The sequence below is a fragment of the Stenotrophomonas sp. STK17_22 genome (genome assembly GCF_051983905.1).
Lineage (GTDB): Bacteria > Pseudomonadota > Gammaproteobacteria > Xanthomonadales > Xanthomonadaceae > Stenotrophomonas > Stenotrophomonas maltophilia_A.
In genome coordinates this window covers 2560504-2581967 of sequence record NZ_CP197010.1, presented here as the reverse complement: position 1 = coordinate 2581967, position 21464 = coordinate 2560504, and the positions used below count along the sequence as shown (strand labels likewise).

At 63.0% G+C, this 21464-nt stretch carries 20 protein-coding genes and 1 pseudogene; 16 read left to right on the top strand and 5 right to left on the bottom strand.

The genetic code is table 11. The annotated features are described in order from the left end of the window. Positions 1-98 precede the first annotated feature (98 nt). The 4 genes from chrA to ACSYS9_RS12030 form a co-directional block, all read right to left on the bottom strand. Positions 99-1361, bottom strand: coding sequence for a chromate efflux transporter (chrA, locus tag ACSYS9_RS12045; RefSeq protein ID WP_080241902.1), 1263 nt, complete (start codon positions 1359-1361; stop codon positions 99-101). A gap of 42 nt (positions 1362-1403) precedes the next feature. Continuing rightward, positions 1404-2321, bottom strand: a complete 918-nt coding sequence (locus tag ACSYS9_RS12040) for a DUF1259 domain-containing protein (protein WP_021201845.1) — start codon at positions 2319-2321, stop codon at positions 1404-1406. Positions 2322-2411: 90 nt separating this feature from the next. Next, on the bottom strand, positions 2412-3161 hold the full coding sequence (locus tag ACSYS9_RS12035) for a superoxide dismutase (RefSeq protein WP_031269116.1): 750 nt from the start codon (positions 3159-3161) through the stop codon (positions 2412-2414). A 100-nt stretch (positions 3162-3261) separates the two neighbouring features. Further along, complete coding sequence (locus ACSYS9_RS12030; RefSeq protein WP_021201843.1) at positions 3262-4185, bottom strand: chromate resistance protein ChrB domain-containing protein; 924 nt, start codon at positions 4183-4185, stop codon at positions 3262-3264. 99 nt (positions 4186-4284) lie between these two features. Here ACSYS9_RS12030 and ACSYS9_RS12025 point away from each other — a divergent pair. The 14 genes and pseudogenes from ACSYS9_RS12025 to ACSYS9_RS11960 form a co-directional block, all read left to right on the top strand. Continuing rightward, positions 4285-5238: pseudogene (locus ACSYS9_RS12025) on the top strand (site-specific integrase); the annotation flags it as partial. 15 nt (positions 5239-5253) lie between these two features. Then, positions 5254-8214, top strand: a complete 2961-nt coding sequence (locus ACSYS9_RS12020) for a Tn3 family transposase (protein WP_021201841.1) — start codon at positions 5254-5256, stop codon at positions 8212-8214. Positions 8215-9170: 956 nt separating this feature from the next. Then, positions 9171-9590, top strand: a complete 420-nt coding sequence (copL, locus tag ACSYS9_RS12015) for a transcriptional regulator CopL (protein WP_012480218.1) — start codon at positions 9171-9173, stop codon at positions 9588-9590. Positions 9591-9703: 113 nt separating this feature from the next. Continuing rightward, entirely contained in the window at positions 9704-11572 is a 1869-nt protein-coding gene (locus ACSYS9_RS12010; protein ID WP_012480217.1) for a copper resistance system multicopper oxidase, read from the top strand. Next, complete coding sequence (locus ACSYS9_RS12005; protein WP_005413421.1) at positions 11569-12837, top strand: copper-binding protein CopB; 1269 nt, start codon at positions 11569-11571, stop codon at positions 12835-12837. Before ACSYS9_RS12010 ends, ACSYS9_RS12005 begins: the two co-directional genes overlap by 4 nt. A gap of 12 nt (positions 12838-12849) precedes the next feature. Further along, positions 12850-13620: a c-type cytochrome gene (locus ACSYS9_RS12000; RefSeq protein ID WP_005413420.1), complete on the top strand. Its 771-nt coding sequence runs from the start codon at positions 12850-12852 to the stop codon at positions 13618-13620. After that, positions 13604-14149 (top strand): nuclear transport factor 2 family protein, encoded by a 546-nt coding sequence (locus ACSYS9_RS11995; protein WP_223224792.1) that lies wholly within the window; start codon positions 13604-13606, stop codon positions 14147-14149. The genes ACSYS9_RS12000 and ACSYS9_RS11995 overlap by 17 nt, the downstream gene beginning before the upstream one ends. Before the next feature lie 14 nt (positions 14150-14163). Further along, positions 14164-14688: a DUF411 domain-containing protein gene (locus ACSYS9_RS11990; RefSeq protein WP_012480214.1), complete on the top strand. Its 525-nt coding sequence runs from the start codon at positions 14164-14166 to the stop codon at positions 14686-14688. Positions 14689-14758: 70 nt separating this feature from the next. Continuing rightward, positions 14759-15109, top strand: coding sequence for a four-helix bundle copper-binding protein (locus ACSYS9_RS11985; RefSeq protein WP_012480213.1), 351 nt, complete (start codon positions 14759-14761; stop codon positions 15107-15109). A 178-nt stretch (positions 15110-15287) separates the two neighbouring features. Next, on the top strand, positions 15288-15671 hold the full coding sequence (copC, locus tag ACSYS9_RS11980; protein ID WP_005413416.1) for a copper homeostasis periplasmic binding protein CopC: 384 nt from the start codon (positions 15288-15290) through the stop codon (positions 15669-15671). Between the two features lie 10 nt (positions 15672-15681). Then, positions 15682-16611: a copper homeostasis membrane protein CopD gene (copD, locus tag ACSYS9_RS11975; protein WP_017354978.1), complete on the top strand. Its 930-nt coding sequence runs from the start codon at positions 15682-15684 to the stop codon at positions 16609-16611. A gap of 247 nt (positions 16612-16858) precedes the next feature. Continuing rightward, positions 16859-18994: a copper-transporting P-type ATPase gene (locus ACSYS9_RS11970; protein ID WP_071227434.1), complete on the top strand. Its 2136-nt coding sequence runs from the start codon at positions 16859-16861 to the stop codon at positions 18992-18994. A gap of 28 nt (positions 18995-19022) precedes the next feature. Beyond that, positions 19023-19298, top strand: coding sequence for a hypothetical protein (locus ACSYS9_RS11965; protein WP_005413412.1), 276 nt, complete (start codon positions 19023-19025; stop codon positions 19296-19298). 74 nt (positions 19299-19372) lie between these two features. Continuing rightward, positions 19373-19924, top strand: a complete 552-nt coding sequence (locus ACSYS9_RS11960) for a DUF305 domain-containing protein (protein WP_031269107.1) — start codon at positions 19373-19375, stop codon at positions 19922-19924. Positions 19925-19953: 29 nt separating this feature from the next. Here ACSYS9_RS11960 and ACSYS9_RS11955 read toward each other — a convergent pair whose 3' ends face one another. Next, positions 19954-20142: an arginase family protein gene (locus ACSYS9_RS11955; protein WP_187756563.1), complete on the bottom strand. Its 189-nt coding sequence runs from the start codon at positions 20140-20142 to the stop codon at positions 19954-19956. 46 nt (positions 20143-20188) lie between these two features. Between ACSYS9_RS11955 and ACSYS9_RS11950 the strand changes: the two genes are divergently transcribed. Both ACSYS9_RS11950 and ACSYS9_RS11945 read left to right on the top strand, forming a co-directional pair. Next, positions 20189-20524: a TonB-dependent receptor gene (locus ACSYS9_RS11950; protein WP_239511223.1), complete on the top strand. Its 336-nt coding sequence runs from the start codon at positions 20189-20191 to the stop codon at positions 20522-20524. Between the two features lie 26 nt (positions 20525-20550). Continuing rightward, positions 20551-21381, top strand: coding sequence for a DUF4198 domain-containing protein (locus ACSYS9_RS11945; RefSeq protein ID WP_005413408.1), 831 nt, complete (start codon positions 20551-20553; stop codon positions 21379-21381). Positions 21382-21464 lie beyond the last annotated feature (83 nt).

Here is a 21464-nt window from a genome sequence, read left to right as displayed (position 1 = left end):
CAGCTTCTCCAGAAAGTGCGTGTGCGGATATACCTCGGTTCCGGCAGTCGCCGGCGTGATGATGACCAGGCGCTGTTTCGTCGCCCAACGCAACCGGTTCAGTGGCCAAGTGCCTGCGACACCCAGCCCCACAGTGCGGCGCCTGCAATCACCGCCGGAATCACCAGCCGCGCCTTGCTGGCGAATAAGATGCTCAGGACGATCGCAAATAGGATCAGAGCCTCCAGGCCCGTCAGGCTTACGCGCAGAAGGGCCAGCGTCGTTCCCGCAATCAGGCCGACCACGCCTGCGGTCACGCCCTCCAAAAAAAGCCGCACGCGTGGCTGATGCACTATGCGTTCCAAGGCATCGTGACCCAAAAGCGTGAAGGCGAAGGCCGGCAGGAAGATGCCCACGGTCATCACCACTGCGCCCCACGGCCCGCCGCCGAGGTAGCCCACGAAGGTCGAAAAGATGATCAGCGGCGCCGGCAGCAATCCCGACAAAGCCAGGCCGTCAAGGAACTGCGCATTGCTCATCCACGCGCCCTGGGTTACGGCATCGCGCTGCAGGAATGGAATGACGGTATAGGCGCCACCGAACGTCAACAGGCCGGCCTTCAACCCGGACCAGAACAGCAGCAGCAGCGGTACCGTCGCCTGCACGACGGCGGTGCTCTCTGCGCCCACATGACTCAGCGCGTCTAGTCCGGCCAGGCCGCCGTTGCGCACTGCGAACACGACGGTCCCGGCGGCCGCCACTCCGATCACGCCCAGCGCGGCGATGCCGAGGCGGTGGCGTGCCATCAGGTAGATGATCCCGCCCACAGCGAGGATCAGCGCGAAGTGCACACCGGCCAACTGCGCACCTGTCGCCAGGATCGCGATCGCCCAGAGCCAGCGATCGGTGACGACGTGGCCGCCGATGCGAAACACGGCGCGCACGATCAGCGCCGCCACCGCCACCTGGACCGCCGCGAAGATGGCCAGCACGCCGTCGGCCTTCAACCCGAAGCGCACGTACGCCCACGATAGCGCGAACATCAGCACGAACCCCGGGAGCATGAAGCCCAAGCCCGCCAGCACACCGCCCCAGCGGCCGCGCGACAGCATCCCGAAATACACGCACAACTCGTGCGCCTCTGGGCCCGGCAGGATCTGATAGACGGCCAGCACCCGGTTGAACTGGGCGCTGCTGATCCAGCGCTCTTGCTCCACCAATTCATGCCGGATCATGCCGATCTGGGCGACCGGGCCACCCCAGGCTAATGCGCCGAAGCGTAGGAACCGCAGGAACAGCCGCAGCCACGGTTCTTGCGGTACCACGTAGGTGGGCGCGTCGTTGGTCTCGCTCGCGGCCACAGGGTTGGTGACTGTGCTCATGGGGCTCCCGTGGTCGTTGTTTGCGTCAGGTCGTGCATCGGATCACCGCGCCGCGGATTTGACTTGGGCACTTTGGGCATCCAGCACACGGCGAAACCCTTGGGCCAGCCCGGCCGCAGGCCCCTTGCCCCAGAAGTGGACGAAATAGAACGCCGGCTGCTCGCCCACCATGTGGTTGTGCAGCGCCACGACGTGGAAGTCTGCCTGGCGCAGTGCACGCAGCACCGGCTGGACTTCGTCGGCGGTCATGATCACGTCGCCGGTGACGGCAGCAAGCCGATCCGACCCGGTGAAGGCCGCCCAGGTCGTCAGGCCCATCGATCCGCCTACCGGCCGGCCGTGCATGCGTCCCTCCCGGCCGATCGTCACCTTCACCACGTCGCCAGTGATTTCCGGTGGATGCCCGATGGCCTTGGAGATGGCAGCGGCATCAATCTTTCCCGGTGTGGGCACGGGACCGCCGAAGCCAGTGGCCGGCTGCGGGCGCTGCGCGCGCACGGCCTTGATGGCGTCCCACACCTCTTTGACGCTGCCGGCCAATCGCACCGGATCGCCGTGACCGCCGATGTGCATGAAGTACACCTTCGGAGAATCGAAGAAGAAATGGTTGTGGAGCCCGGTCACATCGAGGCCGGCCTTGAACGCTGCGTCCATCGCCGCATCGACCTCATCCTCGAAGACGACGGTGTCACCCATCAGCATCGCGTTCTCGTCCGCCGGCATGAACGCGGCCCACGAGCCGAGCCCTGCGGGCGGCGGCAGCCGCATGCCGTCCACGGTCACCGCCACGTCGTCGCGGCTCCACCCGATGCGAACCACCCCGTCCGGTTGCACCTTCGCGACTGCGCCGCTGGCCTCGCCAATCCGGGCGGAGTCGATCTCGGCCGCGTGAACGCTGGCCCAGCCCCAAAGCAGCGACAGCGTGAGGGCCCGCAGGGCACGATGAGCGATGGCGTTCATGACTACTCCTTACATTTACATCGACAAAAAAGATGAAGGGGCACTTGCGCTCGCGACGACAGCGTCTCAATCTGACGGGCGAACTTGGGGTCAGGCAGCGGAAGGCCTGCAGCAAGCCTCCAGTCGCTGCGCCACGGTGTCCCATTGGATGTTCTGGAAGAACGCATCCACGTACTTGGCGGCCGCGGCGCCGTAGTCCATCTGGTAGGAGTGCTCGTACATGTCCATCACCAGGATGGGCAGCGTGGCCGCCGGGCCGTGAGCGTGATCGGCCATCCAGTAGTTCTCGAGCTGGCGGGTGTGGGTGTTGAAGCCGAGTACCACCCAGCCCGAGCCGCCGCCCAGCCCGGTGCCCATCCGGCGGAATTCGGTTTCCCATGCATCGAAGCTGCCGAAGGCTTCGGCCAGGGCCTTGCGACTGCCGGCATCGGCCTGGCCGCTGCCGCCCAGGTTGTCGAAGTAGTACTCGTGCAGCACCACCGAGCCGGTGCGCAGCAGGTGCTCCCGCTTGAGTTCGTTGTAGAGGTACGGCGGCATGTCCGGTGCGGCGAGCGCCTCGGCAAGGTGCTTCTTCGTCACGGCCAGCGCCTTGACCGAGCCGCCGTAGTTGTTCTCCCAATGCGAGCGGATCAGGCGTTCGGACAATCCTTTCAGTTTGGACGGGTCGAACGGCAGCGGCTTGAGCGTGGGGGTGCTGACGGGTGCAAGTGTGGAGGTGGACATGGCGGTGGTCTCCGAAGTCGGAACGGCATGGGCGGCCTTGGCGGCTCCCAGCGCGAGGGGGGCCGCAGCGGCCAGGCTCAGAACGTGGCGGCGTTGCGTGTCGATTGGTGAAGTCATGGTCATCTCGGTGATCACCGGAGCTTGAGGAGAAAGGTGCGGCCCATGCAGTGCGCGCATTGCTGCATCGCGAGCGCGCTTCGATTGAGTGGGAGGCGATTCACGCGGTGCTCCCGTTGCTGCGGAAACTGGCCAGCAGCCCGTCGAACACGGCGCAGGCGCGTTCCAGCAACTGGTCGTCATCGGCCACGGTGTCGCGCAATCCCGCCAGAACGCTTTCCACGCCCGACGCTTCCGGCGGCGGTGCGCCGCCCACGTCGAGGTAATGCACCAGCAGGCCCACGCGTGCGATCGGGCCTTGTTCCAGGCCGAAGCTGGCGGCGAGCACCTCGAAGGTGACGCGGTGGGCGACGTGGCTGAAGGTGGCGCCGTCGAAGTCGAAGCCCAACGCCTCCGGCGGACAGTCAGCCGGGTGGGTGAGCCACAGAATGCGGGCCTCGGGATCGATGAAGCGGCGGATCAACCAAGCGCTGGCCAGCCGATCCACCCACGGACGTCGCCGCGTGGCCCACAGGCGGCCTTGGTAATCGGCGGTGCGCAGCCGCTGGATCGTACCGGCCACAAAGCGCGGCTCGTCTGGCGCCTGCAGGCGGGCACAGGCCATTTCCAGCTCGGCCAGCGTGTCCTCGACCTGCCGCCGCGCTTCGCCCGGGAAGAAGTCGATCGCAGTGATCGACTCGAAGGTCCTGCGCAACTTGCGCGAGTGCTTCAACGCCTCTGACGGCGTAGTGTCGGGAAGGCTTTCACGAAGCCGCGTGGCATCGGCCAGCAGCTCGGTGTAGTCCCGGCTGCGGTCGAACAGGGCTACGTAGGGCGCCTCGTCGGTGGCCTGGGCGGTCAGCAGATGGGTAGCACCGCCACCCCCGGTCACATCGACCGCCACCGCTTCGAGCACGGCACGGTGCTCCGCCGCCGCTGGCAGCACGTAAACACCGTCCCGCAGGGCCGCAGCACCCGCCGCCTTGAGCGAGCGCCAAGCCCGCTGGCGCACCGTGGCATTCTCGGTGGGCAAGGAAAGAACCATGATGAGCCAATTCATTGGTAGAGTATCCTACATGAATGATGTAATTACTACGTCAAAATTAAGCAAGGCAATCGCGCGTGCCGTCGGCGGAGGTCGCAGATGACAGTGGAGCGCTATCTGGAGGCCGCCAACCGCGAAAACACGCAGCGCAGCTATGCTTCGGCACTGCGACATTTCGAGGTCGAATGGGGCGGGCACCTGCCGGCCACGCCGGACAGCGTGGCCCGCTATCTGGCTGATCACGCGGGCGAACTTTCCACCAACACGCTTCGGCACCGGCTTGCGGCCCTGGCAGGCTGGCACCACGAACACGGCTTTGTCGATCCGACCCGGGCTCCGCTGGTGCGCAAGGTGCTCAAAGGCATACAGACCCTGCATCCGTCGGTAGAAAAGCAGGCCGAGCCGCTGCAACTGACCCGACTGGCACAGGTGGACGATTGGCTTGGCGCCGCGATCGCCGCCGCACGCGAGCGCGGCGATCATGCGGACGAACTGCGTCATCGCCGCGATCGCTCGCTGATCCTTCTGGGCTTCTGGCGCGGCTTCCGTGGCGACGAGTTGATCCGGGTGCAGGTCGAGCACCTGCGCCTGGTCACCGGTGAGGGGATGACCTGTTTTCTCCCGCGCAGCAAGGGCGACCGGCAGGCACAGGGCAACACGTACAAGGTGCCGGCGCTGTCGCGGCTGTGCCCCGTGACGACCACGTGGGAGTGGATCGACGCCGCCGGGCTGACCGAGGGGCCACTGTTCCGTGCTGTTGATCGCTGGGGCCACGTTGCGGACGAGGCGCTACACCCCAACAGCCTGATTCCGCTGCTGCGCCGGTTGCTGACGTGCGCTGGGCTGCCTGATGCCGACGAGTACAGCAGCCACTCGTTGCGCCGCGGCTTCGCCGGCTGGGCCAATGCCAACGGCTGGGACGTGAAGGCATTGATGGAATACGTCGGCTGGCGCGATGTGCACTCGGCGATGCGCTACATCGATGGCGGCGATCCGTTCGCCCGCCAGCGGATCGAAGCGAGCTTGCCGGGAACGCCAACGCTGCTTGGGCCTACCTGAGGATACCGAATGGCGTCGATTGAACGGACCGCATACCCGCAATTCAAGCGCAACCCCGTCGTACGCGAACTGGTTGCGGCCTACACGCCGACCGACGCCGAACTGGCCTTTGTTGCCGAGAGTACCCGGCAGCCCGCGCACCGCCTGACATTGGCGATCCTGATCAAGACCTTCCAACGGCTGGGATATTTCCCTGCGTTGGACGAAGTGCCGCCGGCAGTGGTCCGCCATATCCGCGGCGCGCTGAAACTGAGGGTGCAGGTCAAGCCGGCGGTCCTCGCCAACGCCTCGCGCTATCGCTATTACCGCCGGATCCGCCAGTTCCTGCAAGTCCGGGCTTACAGCGATGGCGGCCTGAAGATCGCGGCACGGGCGGTATACGAAGCCGCCGCAGTCATGGACAACCCGGCGGACCTCATCAACGTGGCTATCGAACAGCTCGTGCGCGATCGCGTCGAGCTGCCGGCGTTTTCCACCCTAGACCGCTTGACGCGGCGCATTCGCACGCTGGTCAACGGTCGCTATTTCGCCCAGATCGAAGCGCGGCTGACCGTCGACGAAAAGCAGCGCCTTGAAGGTCTCCTGCAGGTCGAAGAGGGGCGCAAGAAGAGCCCGCTGCACGCGATCAAGCGCCTGCCCAAGCGCGCTTCGCTGCAGCACTTCCAGGAACTGATCGACCACATCGCCGAACTGGGCGAGTTGGTCGGCAGCGAGTTGCACCTCGCTGGCATTCCGGAAATCAAGCGCAGACACTTCGCCGCAGAGGCACGGGCGCTGGATGCCTCCGAGTTGCGCAAGTTTCGTCCCGCCAAGCGCTACGCCGTACTGGTGTGCCTGATCCACCGGGCCCGCGTCCAGACCCGTGACGATCTCGCGGAGATGTTCATCAAACGCATGGGCAATATCCACAATCGCGGCCGCGAGGAGCTTGAGCGGTTGCGGGCACGCTACCGCGAGAAGACCGAAGCGATCGTGGCGACGATGTCGGACGTGGTTCGCGTCCTTGACCATCATCCCGGCGACACTGAGGCGGGCCGGGAAATCCGGCGCCTGGTCAACGCCCACGGCGGCGTGCAGACCCTCCAGGCCGACTGCAATGCCATCGCGGCGCACAGTGGTGACAACCATTTGCCGCTGCTGTGGCCGTTCTACAAGAGCCATCGTGCCACCATCCTGCGGATGGTGCGCATGCTGGATCTGGCCTCGACCACGGAGGATCGCTCGCTCATCGATGCGATCGAGCTGATCCTGACGCAGGAACGGGCCCGCGGCGATTGGCTGGATGAACCGGTCGATCTGGCGTTCACTACCCAACTCTGGCGCAAGAGCATCGTCCATCGCACCGAACAGGGCGAGGAGCGCATCCACCGGCGCCTGTTCGAGGTCTGCGTGTTCTCGTCGCTGGCCAACGAACTGAAATCGGGCGACGTGGCCGTGCGCGGATCGGAAACCTACGCCGACTACCGCGAGCAGTTGCTGCCGTGGGAGCAATGCGAGCCCATGCTGGAGGACTACTGCGGCCAGGTCGGCCTGCCGGCAACGGCCGTGGGCTTCGTCAATGCGCTGCAATCACGCCTGATGCAGGTCGCCGAGCTGACCGATCAGGGCTATCTGGAGAACGGCCAGGTCGTCATCGGCGAGGACGGTATCCCTGTGCTCAAGCGCAGCAAGGCCAAGGAGATGAGCAGCGGCGCCCGTGCCCTGGAGACCGCGATTCTCGACCGCCTGCGCGAACGCAGCGTCATCGAAATCCTGTGCGACGTGGCTCACTGGACACGCTGGACCCGACACTTCGGGCCGTTGTCCGGCTCGGACACCAAGATCGAACAGCCAACCGAACGCTACGTCCTCACCGCCTTCACCTACGGCTGCAACCTCGGGCCGGCCCAGGCCGCCCGGCACCTGCGCGGCGCCGTCTCGGCACACATGCTGTCGTTCGTCAACCGCCGGCACGTGGACGCCAACAAGCTGGCGGCGGCCTGCCGCGACATCATCAACAGCTACGCTGGCCTGCAGCTCCCCAAATTCTGGGGCGACGGCAAGAGCGCCGCCGCCGACGGCACCAAGTACGACCTCTACGACCAGAACTTGCTGGCGTCGTACCACATCCGCTATGGCGGTTACGGCGGCATCGCTTACCACCACGTCTCCGACACCTACGTGGCGTTGTTCAGCCACTTCATCCCGTGCGGCGTCTGGGAGGCGGTCTACATCATCGACGGCCTACTGAAGAACACCTCCGACATCCAGCCCGACACCGTCCATGCCGACACGCAGGGGCAGTCGCTGCCGGTGTTCGGGCTCTCGCACCTGCTGGGCATCCAGCTGATGCCGCGCATCCGCAACTGGCGCGAGTACAAGTTCTTCCGCCCGGACGAGGACATCCGCTACGAGCACATCGAGCCGTTGTTCCGCGACACGGTCGACTGGGACCTGATCGAGACCCACTGGAAGGACCTGATGCAGGTCGTGCTCTCGATCAAGACCGGCAAGATCGCGGCCTCGACGCTGCTGCGCAAACTGGGCAACTACAGCCGCAAGAACCGTCTGTACCAGGCCTTCAAGGCGCTCGGTGCGGCCGTGCGCACCTTGTTCCTGTTGCAGTACATCTCCAACCGCGAGCTGCGCGAGCAGATCACCGCCTCGACCAACAAGGTGGAGGCCTACAACGGCTTCGCGAAGTATTTCTTCTTCGGCGGGGAAGGGGTGATTGCCGACAACGACCCTGTCGAGCAGGAGAAGGCCGTCAAATACAACGATCTGGTCTCCAATGCTGTCATCTTCTACAACGTGGTCGAGCAGACCCGGATCATGAAGTCGCTGATACGACAGGGGTGGAAGATCACCCGGGAGGACGTGGCTTCGCTCAGCCCGTACGTGACCAGCCACGTGAAGCGGTTCGGCGACTACCTGATCGATGTAGAGGCGATTCCGGAACCGTATGAGATCGAACTGGCGTTGGCGGCATAGTCTTGGCGCCAGAAAATATTCTCTAACCAGCTGATTCAATGGATAAAAACGGATCTTGTGAGCGATTTTTACACGTATGTCGGCTGAACCCCAGCATGGCCTCAAGGTTTGCGTCAGGACGCGACCAAGGAGATTGATATCTCCAAGCCAAAGGCTCATACAACGACCTGGCCGTTGAGTTCGGATCATCGCTTGAAAGGCGATGCAGGACCTGCAGCGTTGAGAGCGTATCAAGCGCATCTGAGGCCAAGCCATACGATGCCACTGGGGCGCTTACAGTTCTTGAGCGCTCTAGCGCGCACCACGCGCAAGCGAGGAATGGGCCAATAGAACGAACAAATTCGTCCAGTTCTGGCCAATGCAAGATGAGGGTCGGTTGGTTAACGACATAGGCCACACTGCCCTCAAATCGCGCTTCCAGTTGTCAGGATATCAATACGATCATAGGCTGTCTATCTGACTTTCAGATATCCAGTAGCGTGAGTCATGAGCTTTACGTGGCAGGCGCAGCTCCAGCCCCCGGCTTAAGCTGAGGGAACACCGGATAGTGCGGAGGGGGCAGAATACAAGGCTCGCCCGTACTCGAGGGAGCGTTGGTCCATATGCTAGAACACCGGACAGGCCAGCCTGAGGCTGGCTCAGTTCTGGCGACACGCACCTTCAATCACATCATCCGTACGTCAGAAATATCTACGTTGCGTCACCTGTCAACCAACATACCCTACGTTTCGCCTACCACGAGTCAAAATTTTCTGCAATGGTTCGTCCTGCACTGAAATTTTCCTTCTCAAAAGCTGAAATCTCTGCGATGGCGACCTAAAAATGTCTGCGACGGACACTTCTGGAGGGAGCTGCAGTGTCCGCGGCTAGTGCGACTGACAAGTCGCGACATCTCAGGCTTACTTGAGATTTTGTTCACGACCGATACACACGCGCCTTGTCTAAAGTGATATACCATGTCGCCCGTGTCAGCCTCCTCACTTCTACTGCGACTGTTCCTGATCGCCATGCTCGTGCTTAACGGCGCGTGGTCGGCGTTTGCGTCCGTCAGTATGAACCCGGTCATGGAAGAGCAGGCCAGCGAAGTGGCTGCCGCGGTGCAAGTCGACGAAGACTGCTTCGCCCATCACAGTGCTGAGCATCATCCCGATGCCACATCGATTGAAAAGGCTGGCACTGGGCATGGCGACCATGCCGGTCCCGACTGTTGCAAGTCTTCTGCGTGCCGGTGCGCCTGCGTACACGCTTGCGCGAGCGCACTTCCTGCGCGCCTGCATGTTTCGGTGCAACTGGCCTTGGGCCTGGATGTCATGCCGCTGCCCCTAGGGCATGCGGCACCTGCCTTGCCTCATCTGATCCGACCACCGATCGGCTAAGCGTCCCTAGGCGCCGCAATGGCGCCGTTGGTGTGGCTTGCATGCCTGTTTAGGCCAGCCGCCCGCTCTGTACCACCGCCCGCCGGTGGCAACACGACGCTTGGAGCATTTTCATGTCGCATGATGATTTTCGTGGTCCACGCGGTGGACCGCTGCTGCCTTCGCGGCGGCGATTTGTCCAAGGCTTGGCCTTGGGAGGCGCAGTCGCAGGATTAGGTTTCTGGCCCAAAGCCAGTTGGGCGCTCAAGGGGCCGGGACAACCCAACGTACTATCGGGCACTGAGTTTGACCTGACCATTGGCGAGACGCCGATGAACTTCACCGGCAAGACCCGCACCGCGATCACGGTCAACGGGTCCGTTCCGGCGCCGTTGCTGCGGTGGCGGGAAGGCACCACGGTCAACTTGCGCGTCTCTAATGCATTGCCCGCTAACTCCATCCATGGCGCGGACACCTCCATCCATTGGCACGGCATCATTTTGCCGGCCAACATGGACGGCGTGCCGGGTCTGAGCTTTGACGGTATCGGACGTGGTGAGACCTACCACTACCGGTTCACCCTGCATCAGGGCGGAACCTACTGGTACCACAGCCACTCAGGGTTCCAGGAACAAGCCGGGCTCTATGGCCCGATCGTCATCGACCCATTGGAGCCGGAGCCCTTCAGTTTCGATCGCGACTACGTCGTGATGCTGAGCGATTGGACAGACCTGGACCCGACGGCCCTGTTCGATCGTTTGAAGAAGATGCCGGGCCATGACAATTACTACAAGCGCACGGTCGGCGATTTTGCGCGCGATGTGAAGCGCAACGGCCTGTCGGCCACGTTGGAAGATCGCAAGATGTGGGGCGTGATGCGGATGACGCCCACGGACCTGTCCGACGTCAACGCCAACACCTACACCTACCTGATGAACGGCACGACCTCACTGGGCAACTGGACCGGTTTGTTCCGCAGTGGCGAGAAGGTGCGCCTGCGTTTCATCAATGGCTCTGCCATGACGTACTTCGATGTGCGTATTCCGGGGCTGAAGATGACCGTGGTGGCGGCAGATGGCTTGTATGTCCATCCGGTTTCCGTCGACGAGTTCCGCATCGCGGTAGCAGAAACCTTCGATGTGATCGTGGAGCCCTCCGGGCAGGACGCATTCACCATCTTTGCCCAAGACTCCGGTCGCACCGGCTACATCAGCGGCACGCTCGCTGTGCGCGAAGGATTACGCGCGCCCGTTCCGTCTGTGGATCCCCGGCCGCTGCTGACGATGGCAGACATGGGCATGGATCATGGGTCGATGGATATGTCTGGCGGCAGCAAGGGCATGGAAGGCGGCTGTGGTGCGGCCATGGGCATGCCTGGCATGACCCCACCTGTCAGCGGTAACGCGACCTCGGCCCATGCAGGCCATGCGATGCCCGCCGCCGGCGATGGTGCCATGGCAGGCATGCAGCACGGGGGCATGCAATCACACCCTGCTAGCGAGACCAACAATCCCCTGTTGGACAACCAAGCCATGAGCGTGAGTTCGCGCTTGGATGATCCGGGCAATGGCCTGCGCGATAACGGCCGTCATGTGCTGACGTATTCCATGCTCAAGAGCACCTTTGAAGACCCTGACGGACGCGACCCCGGTCGCGAGATCGAGCTGCATCTGACCGGACACATGGAGAAATTCTCCTGGGGCTTCAACGGTCAGAAGTTTTCCGATGTCGAGCCGCTGCGGCTGAACTACGGCGAGCGTATGCGCATCGTATTGGTTAACGACACGATGATGACCCATCCCATCCATTTGCACGGCATGTGGAGTGACGTGGAGGACGACAACGGCAACTTCATGGTGCGCAAGCACACGGTGGATATGCCGCCAGGTAGCCGACGCACGTATCGCGTGCGTGCCGATGCGTTGGGCAGCTGGGCGTTCCATTGCCACCTGCTTTATCACATGGAAGCCGGAATGATGCGCACGGTGAGGGTCGACGAATGAACATCAATAGACGCGATACCACCCTGACTGCGCTGACGGCTATCTCGCTGGCCCTGGCCAATGCGGCCAGCGCCCAATCTATGCAGCACGGCTCCATGCAGATGGAGCAGGGCGCGCAGACCCAGACTCAGGATCACTCTGCACATCAGGCACCGACATCAAAACCTGCGCCAGCCCAAAAGCCTGCAACACCGGCCAAGACGAGCGAAGCGACGATCGATCATGCGGCGATGGGCCACGCCGAGCCGCAGGCTAACGCAGCCGAGCCTGCCATGCAGGGCATGGACCATTCGCAGATGGGGCACGGCTCGCCCGCGAGCACACCTGCGGCGCCCACAGCGCAGGCGCAGTCGATGCAGGGCATGGATCACAGTCAGATGGCACAGCCCGCTGCAGCCGACACCTCCGGCACGGCCACGCCTGCGATGCAGGGGATGGACCATTCGCAGATGGGCCATGATTCGCCCGCGCCCGCTACACCAGAAGCGGGAATGCAATCGATGGAGGGCATGGACCACAGTCAGATGGGACACGGGCCTGCAGCGCCAACGCAGCCGCGCACCCCGATTCCCGCGGTGACGGACGCGGATCGCAAGGCGGCCATCGCGCCGGAACACGCGCATCCGGTGCATGACAACTCGATCAAGAGCTACGTGCTGCTCAATCGCCTGGAAACCTGGGATGCCGATCCGGGCACCGGGCTGGGCTGGGAGGGCCAGGGCTGGATCGGTACGGACCTCAATCGCGTCTGGCTCCGCAGTGAAGGCGAACGCACGGATGGTCAGACCGAGTCGGCTGATCTGGAAGTGCTTTACGGCCGCAGTATCTCCACGTGGTGGGATGTGGTGGCCGGTGTGCGTCATGACTTCAAGCCTGGGGCATCGCAGAACTTCGCCGCTATCGGTGTACAGGGCTTGGCGCCGATGAAGTTCGAAGTGTCCGCCACAGCCTATCTCGGCGAAGGGGGCCAGACTGCCGCCAATGTCGAGGCCGAGTACGAATTGCTGCTAACCAACCGGCTGATCTTGCAGCCGCTGGTGGAAGTCACCGCCTATGGCAAGAACGATCCATTGCGCGGGATAGGTTCGGGTCTGAGTGCCGCTGAGGCGGGGCTACGACTTCGCTATGAGTTCACCCGAAAGTTCGCTCCCTACATCGGCGTGGTGTACGAGCGCGCGTTTGGCAATACCGCAGACATGCGACGCGAGCATGGCGAGTCCTTTGAAGACACGCGCTTGGTCATCGGCCTTCGTACCTGGTTCTAAGGGGAACTGACAATGAAATCCAACAAAAAGATGTGGGTATGGCTCGGTGCCGGCGTGGCATTGGTTGCGGTGGTCGCAACCGCCACGCTCTCTCTGGGCGTGTACAACGTGGCCGCCGACGATCCGCATAGTCGCCCGGTGTATGCGCTACTTGAAACGGCGCGCGAGCGTTCCATTGAGGTGCGCGCCGCCAAGCTTCAGCTACCCACGAACCTTGATGATCCTGAGCGTATCCGCCAGGGTGCGGGCAACTACAACGCCATGTGCGTGACCTGCCATCTTTCACCAGACGCGGCGGCCACCGAGATGAGCAAGGGCCTGTACCCCGCGCCACCGAACCTAAGCAAACAGCCGGTCGCTCCAGCTGAGGCGTTCTGGGTGATCAAGCACGGCATCAAGGCCAGCGGCATGCCCGCTTGGGGCGGCAGCATGGACGATGAGTTCATATGGAACATGTCGGCCTTCCTGCAGAAGTTGCCCACGCTGGACGCGACTGCGTACAAGGAACTTGTCGACAGCAGCGAGGGCCATTCGCATGGCGGCGGCGAGACGCAAGGCCACCATGACGACGAAAAGGCCGAGGATCACCCTGCCTTATTCGAGCCGGGCAACAACTCCATGCCGCATGCGCACCCGCCGGGCGTGGACGACGATCACCACGGCCCGACACCCAGCGACACGGAAGTCGGGTTGGTGAGCCACGGCCATCCCGACGGCAAGGTGGAGTCGCACCCTGCACCACACACGCCCGTGGCCGATGACGGCCATGCGCACCCCCATTGATCTTCTTGGAGCCCACGCAATGAACGCAACAGCAATCTCGTTCACCCTCGCACTGGCACTGGCCGTCGTGTCCCCCGCAATGGCGCAGGCGACACAGCCGCACGCACATCACCCCGCTGCCGCGGCATCTGCGGACGTCGACGTCCCAGTCACTGCAGAGGCCGCGGTCGCCGTAGCGGAGCGTTTCAACAGGGCCCTGTCTAGCGGCGATCTGGCCACGGTCGAAGCCCTGCTCGCTGCCGACGTTCTCATCCTCGAGTCCGGGGGCGCCGAACGCAGCCGCGAGGAATACATGGGCCATCACGCAGTCAGCGATGCGGCGTTCCTCAAGGGCGCCCATCGCCAGCTGCTCCGTCAGCGCGCACGAGCCGCTGGCGAGTTCGCGTGGGTCGGAACCGAAAGCGAGTTGCATGCCCAGAAGGACGGCCAGCCACTGACCGTCCAGAGCGACGAGACGATGGTGCTGAAGGAGACCGCGGACGGCTGGCGGATCGTCCACATCCACTGGTCCTCGCGGACCAAGCGCTGAGTCGAGAGATTGAAATGACTACGCTCACATTGCACCGTCTGACTTTTGTGGTCCTTGCCGTGGCTGGTCTGGGTGCTTGCACCCAGGATGCTTCATCCGCGCAACCCACAACCTCGCCCTCCGCACAGGTTGTCGTCCAATCAGCCGACGCGACTCCAGCAGCCCTGCCACGCATGACCGTCCACAAGACCCCGACCTGCGGGTGCTGCGGTGTCTGGATCGACCACGTGCAGAAGGCGGGATTCACCGTGGATGTGCACGACATGGATGACCTGGGTCTGGTCAAGGAGCGGTTGGGTGTCCCCTATGCAAAGGGCTCCTGCCACACGGCCGAGATCGGCGGATACGTCATCGAAGGCCACGTTCCGGCCGCGGACATCAAGCGTCTCCTCGAAGAAAAGCCGAACGCACGCGGCCTGGTCCTCCCAGGGATGCCGCTTGGTTCTCCGGGCATGGAGGTCCCGGAGGGACGCCAGCAGCCGTTCACGGTCGAGCTGATACATCGCGACGGAACCACCGAACCGTTCGCACAGCACTGATCCGTCGCAGCAACAGGGGACGGTGTTGCGGGCGCGCCGATTCTCGCCCGCGAGGAAGAAGGAGAACTACATGACTCACCATTCCGCAGCACACCGGCCCCAGGCCATGAACGAGTGCATCGACAACTGCACGCAATGCCATGCGATCTGCCTGGAGACCATCAACTACTGCCTGACCAAAGGAGGTGTTCACGCGGCCCCGGAGCACATCGCCCTGTTGGCGACGTGTGCCGATACCTGCGCAACCAGTGCCGACGCGATGCTGCGCGGTGCCAGCGTTCACGACGTGGTTTGCGGTGCCTGCGCGGAGATCTGCCGCCAGTGCGCCGATGCATGCGACGCCATGAACGACCCTGAGATGACGCGCTGCGCCGAAGTTTGTCGCCGCTGCGCGGAAAGCTGCAGCGCCATGGCAGCGTAATGCGTCGAGGATCCCGCCTGAGCCGGTGGGATCCTCGTCTCGCGAAAGCGGAAGTATCAAGAAAATCCGACAAATCGTGGTTTCAGTGACAGTCCGACATCTAACGCTTGTCGCATCGAACACAGCGCGGCCCCTCCCGAACGGGCTTTGCATCACATTCCAATGAGGATTTATCCATATGAAGTCGTCCAACGTCATTCGCTCCTTCGCGCTCGTCCTCGCAATCGCGGCCGGGCAGTTTTCGCTGCAGGTCGCGCACGCCCACGCCGCGCTGCAGCAGTCCACACCGGCGGCAAATGCGGTGGTGGCCTCGCCAGGCCAGATCGATCTCGTGTTCAACGAGACATTGATTCCGCGGGCGTCGCGTCTCAAGTTGCTCATGAAGCACGGCAGTTCCACCATGCCGATCGAGAATTTCACGACCGAGATCGTCAACAACGGCAAGACCCTGCGTGCCAAGTTGCCTGGACCGCTGGCTCCGGGCGTCTATACCGTGGAATACCGCGCCGTCGGTGGTGACAACCACCCCATGCCGGGCAGCTTCAGCTTCACGGTGCGCTGAGGAGTCGCGAATGTTCGACCTGTCGGCTTATGCACTGAGATTCTTGGAATACCTTGTCATCATGGTTCTTTTCGGGGTTCCACTCTTCGGTTGGTACGGGTCGCGTCGATCGGCACTCGCCGACGCCTTGGCCGGGTGGTCACTCATGGGCGTTCTATTGGCGGGTGCCGTAGCCGGTCTCGTGCTCACCGGGCTCGATGTCGTCTTCAAGACCGCGGGCATCATGGGAATGCCGCTTGCCGAGGTTGATCGCGCATCGCTTGGCTGGTATCTGCTCGAGACGTCCGCGGGCCGGGCAGCCATGGCGAGAGGCGCGCTGCTGGTCGCCCTGATGTTCGTGCTCGGATGGCATCGTCGCCGCGGGAAGGTGGAGACCGCCTTCCCGCTGGGGGCGATGCTGGCGGGCGGCGCACTCGCTTCGCTGGCATGGAACGGCCACGCCGCCGCTGGCGAGGGCTTGGCAGGCGCGGTCCGGCTTGCTGCAGGCATCGTCCATCTTCTCGCGGCAGGCGGCTGGATCGCAGCGGTCCTGATGTTCCTTGCCATGCTGCTGCGCGGCAAAGAGACGAACGGCAGCGGGCGTCTGCGATCAACGCATGACTTTCTGCATGGTTTTTCGACGCTGGGAACGATCTTCGTTGGTGCGCTCATCGTGTCCGGCATCGCGCACTACGGGGATCTCACCGCGTGGTCGTTTTCGGCCCTGTTCCAGAGCACCTACGGGAAGTTGCTGCTTTTCAAACTGGCCCTGTTCGCTGGAATGCTGGGTTTGGGAGCGCTGCACCGATGGACGCTGGTGCCGCGCTTGGAACGAGCGCTGACCAGCGGAGATCCCGCGCAGGAGGTGCGGGCTTTGCGGCAGAGTGTTACGGCTGAGGCCGCGCTGGCCATCTTGATCCTGATTGTTGTTTCAGTGCTCGGGACGCTCAGCCCCGAATAGCTGTGTAACCCGCAATGGCACACTGCCTTGGCAGTCCATCCCCACTAAAGCGAGCATCGGCATGAACTCACCGTCGTCCCATGACCATCACCATTCTGCAGGCGCAGCCCCTGTCGAGGCTGCGGATGGACGGGTCATCACCAATCCCGTCCGCTATACGGACGATGCTCCCCAGCAAGTTGAAGTGACCGCCCCAGCAGCGGTGGCCCAACCCAGCGGTACCCACGCCACGGTCTACACCTGCCCGATGCATCCGCAGATTCGTCAGCCAGGTCCCGGCACCTGTCCGATCTGCGGCATGGCGCTGGAGCCGGAGATGCCCTCGCTGGAGGAGGACGACAATCCAGAGTTACGCGATTTCACCCGAAGGTTCTGGTGGACGTTGCCTTTGACGTTGATCGTCCTGGTCTTGGCCATGCTGGGACACCGTCTGCCCGGCTTGTCCACGCAGGCGCGCACCTGGATTGAGCTCGTGCTGAGCGCCCCGGTGGTGCTCTGGGCGGGGTGGCCTTTCTTTGAGCGCTGCCTACAGTCCATCGGCAATCGCAGCCCCAACATGTGGACGCTGATCGGCATCGGCGTGGCCGCCGCGTTTGGCTACAGCGTGGTGGCCACCGTGGCACCGGACCTGTTTCCGGACTCTTTCCGCGAGCATGGACGGGTAGGGGTCTACTTCGAGGCGGCAGCGGTCATCGTCTCGCTCACCCTGCTCGGACAGCTGCTGGAACTGCGGGCGCGTTCCAAAACCTCGGCGGCCATCAAGTCCCTGCTGGGATTGGCGCCCAAGACGGCTCGCCGCGTCAAACCCGATGGGGGCGAAGAGGACGTTGCGCTGGATGACGTGCACGTGGGTGATCTGCTTCGCGTACGACCGGGCGAGAAGGTGCCGGTCGATGGGGAAGTCATCGAAGGCCGCGCCAGTGTCGATGAGTCGATGCTGACCGGTGAACCCATTCCGGTGGAGAAGGCTGTCGGTGATCACGTTATAGGCGCCACGCTCAACGGGACGGGCGCCTTAGTCATCCGGGCGGACAAAGTCGGATCCGGGACGGTACTGGCGCAGATTGTGCAGTTGGTAGCCCAAGCCCAGCGCTCCCGCGCGCCGATGCAGCGTATGGCGGACAAGGTGGCGTACTGGTTTGTCCTGGCCGTGCTGGCCACGGCGGTGCTCACGTTCTTCGGATGGGGTCTGTTTGGACCCGAACCGTCCTGGACCTTTGCCGTCCTCAATGCCGTATCGGTTCTGATCATTGCTTGCCCGTGTGCCTTGGGTTTGGCTACCCCCATGTCGATCATGGTCGCCACTGGCCGCGCTGCGCAGGTCGGGGTCCTGTTCCGCGATGCTCAGGCGATCGAGCAGCTACGTCTGATCGACACGTTGATCGTGGACAAGACCGGTACGTTGACCGAGGGGCGTCCAGCCTTTCGCGACACGCTCTCCAACGCCGGCTTCGACGCCGATCAGATCCTTTGTTTGGCCGGCAGCTTGGAGCAGGGCAGTGAGCACCCCTTGGCCGAGGCCATCGTGGCTGAAGCCCAGCGACGTGGCTTGAACCTGGTGGCCGCCCAAGATTTTGATTCGCTCACCGGCCAAGGCGTCCGCGGGCGCGTGTCCGATCAGGATGTCGTGCTCGGCAACCAAAGCCTGATGGCGTCGGTTGGCGCCGATGTAGCACCTTTGCAAAGCAGCGCCGAGCGTCTTCGGAAAGAAGGCGCTAGCGTGATGTTCCTGGCGGTCAATGGTCGGTTGGCCGGCGCCATTGCGGTGGCTGATCCCATCAAAGCCACGACCTTGCCTGCCTTGAACCTGCTACGTGCCGATGGCCTGCACGTGGTGATGGCCTCCGGTGACGCACAGGCGACGGCCGAGGCCGTGGGGCGCACGCTGGGCATCGAGGATGTGCGTGGTGGCGTCAAGCCGCAGGACAAGGCCGACCTGGTCCAGCAACTCAAAGCCCAGGGTCGTCGCGTGGCCATGGCTGGCGATGGCATCAACGATGCGCCGGCCCTGGCGGCAGCCGATGTGGGCATCGCGATGGGGACGGGCACGGATGTGGCCATGTCCAGCGCCCAGCTCACCCTGGTCAAGGGTGATTTGAGGCGCATCGTGCAAGCCCGTGCCATCTCGTCTTTGACGGTGGCCAATATGAAGCAGAACCTGGGCTTCGCCTTCGTCTACAACGCCATCGGCGTGCCTATCGCCGCCGGCTTGCTGTATCCCAGCTTCGGCCTTTTGCTCAGTCCGATGATGGCGGCCCTGGCCATGAGCCTGAGCTCGGTTTCGGTGGTCACCAATGCCCTGCGTTTGTCCGGCTCCACCGTTGTTGCCACCCCCCACCCTGACCGCGCCGATGAGCCTGCGCGCGGCCATTCCTGTCACTGATGGCTCATATCCCACAAGGAGTACTGCAATGAAGCGTTATGCCTCCCTCTCGATGATGGCCTTGTTCCTGATGGCGGGCGCGGCCTTCGCCGGCGGCCAGACCACCACGCCCACCACCGACCACGGTCAGCACAAGCCGGCGGCGGCCGATGCCGATTTCACCAAGCTCGATGCCAACAAGGACGGCTCGCTGTCCAAGGAAGAACTGGCCAAGCACAAGCTGGCGCCGCACTTTGGCATGCTCGATAGCAACAAAGATGGCAAGCTGAGCCCGCAGGAATTCGCTGCCGGCAAGGGTATGTAAGTGTTCTCAGCCCGGGAGCTGTTCCAACAGTTCGCGGGTTCTTCCGCCGTTCTGCCATTCCCACGGAGATTGTTATGTCCTCTTCGCACGGTACGCACGAAAACGCGCAAGACCCGCAGTCCCAGCACGCAAAACCGCACGCCTCACACCAACCTGCCCACCAGGCACAACAAGGGCATCAAGGCCATTACGGCCGCCTGTTGTTGATGATGGGCCTGTCTTTCGTGGCCATGTACGCATTGATGTACGCAATGGTCGATCAGTGGGCTAACGTCTATAACAACGTGAACCAGTTCTACATGGCGGGCCTGATGGCCGCTCCCATGCTGCTGATCGAGCTGTGGCTAATGTCCAGCATGTACCCCGATCGCCGACGCAATCTGATTCTGGCTGGTCTGACGGTGGCGTTCATGCTGTTCTGCTGGTGGGGCATTCGCACTCAAGCAGCGGTCACTGACAAACAGTTCATCCGTTCGATGATTCCCCACCACGCTGGCGCCATCCTGATGTGTGAGGAGAATCGTCTGAAGGATCCTGAGTTGGTGAAGCTCTGCCAGGACATTATTACCTCGCAGACACAGGAGATCGCGCAAATGAAGCAGTTGCTGGCTGAGCGTTCCCATTAGCTCACTGCCTTTTGCCAGCCGATATCACTTCACTGAGCCTGCGCACTGACCATTCGGTGGATCAAACGCGCGGCCACACGTGCGGTGGCTTGATCCGGATCCAGGGGCGGACACAGTTCCGCCACGTCGACCACACGTACCTTGCCCGAGGCCATGACCAGATCCAGCAGGGCTTCCAGGACCTCCAGACTCACCCCGCGTGGGTTGGGGGCGCTCACGCCCGGGGCCACCACCATTGAGTACGCCGGCAAGATCACCAGCGGCTTGGGTAGCTACACCCAGTGGCGTGGCTTGGGCTCACTGCGTATGGGCAAGAACCGTTGGACCGGCGTCTATTCGGCGCAGTACATCGGCAGCGCGGACGACATCATCGCCGTGCCCGACACGATCGGCTCGCATGTGTCCAGCGTGGTGTACCACAGCCTGCAACTGAGCTACGGCATCAAGAAGAAGTGGGATATCTCCGCCGGCGTTGAAAAAGTGCTCGATAAGAAGGCGCCGTTCGTGAAGAACAACCCCAACACCGACACCGACACCGACACCATGACGTACGACTTGCTGGGTCGTCGCTGGAATGTCCGCTTTGGTTACCACTGGTAAGCCACGATCACGAGGAGCTACACATCATGAGAAACACGCAACTATCCGCCACACTACTGCTGTTCGCTGTGGCCGGCAGTGCCGGTGCGCACGACCTGTTTGTCGCTTTCTCCAAGCCTGGCACCGCAGCGGGCGAGGCGAACACAGCGTTGGTGAACAATGGCACCTTCGATGAAAGTGCAGGTGCAGTCACCCGAGCGCGTCTACAGGACGTTTCGCTGAGTCAGGGCGGCGCTAAGGCTGCACCGGACTTGGCCAGTTGGAAAGAGGTCGGCAAGCAGAGCCAGCTCACCGTGCATCCGGCGGGCGAGGGCACCTATCTGCTGGGGGTCTCGACGATGGCCTCCACCAGCACGCGTACGGCCAGCGAGTTCGGCAAGTACCTGGAGTTGGAAGACTTGCCCGATACCCTGGCCACCTATGATGCGAGCAAGTTTCCCAAAGGGGTCACCTATAGCTATACCAAGCATGCTCGTACCATTGGACAGGTGGGCACAAAACTGACCGACGATTTCGCTGCCTCGCTGGGCTATCCGCTGGAGATCCGCTTGGCCCGCAATCCTGGAAGCGTGAAGGTCGGCGAACAGCTGTCGTTCCAGGTGCTGCAGCAGGGCACGCCAGTGCCCAACCTACGCGTGTACGTCGGTCATCGTGCTGACGCACCGGTCAAGGGTGGGCACGGTAGCGCTACGCTCCTGCGCACCGATGCCCAAGGCCAAGCCAGTTTCCAGGTGACCACCGCCAAGACCTGGTACATCCACACCAATCACATTGTGCCCTCTACACAAAAGGGTTTGGATTTTGTGTCGGATCGGGCGTCGCTGAGCTTTGAGATTTCCCCGCACGCCGGGCACTGATAAGTAAGCATGTAGGCGGTACTCTCCCCTTTGACGCCAGTCATGACTTCTTCCATGACTGGCGTCTTTTTGTGGGGACTTAC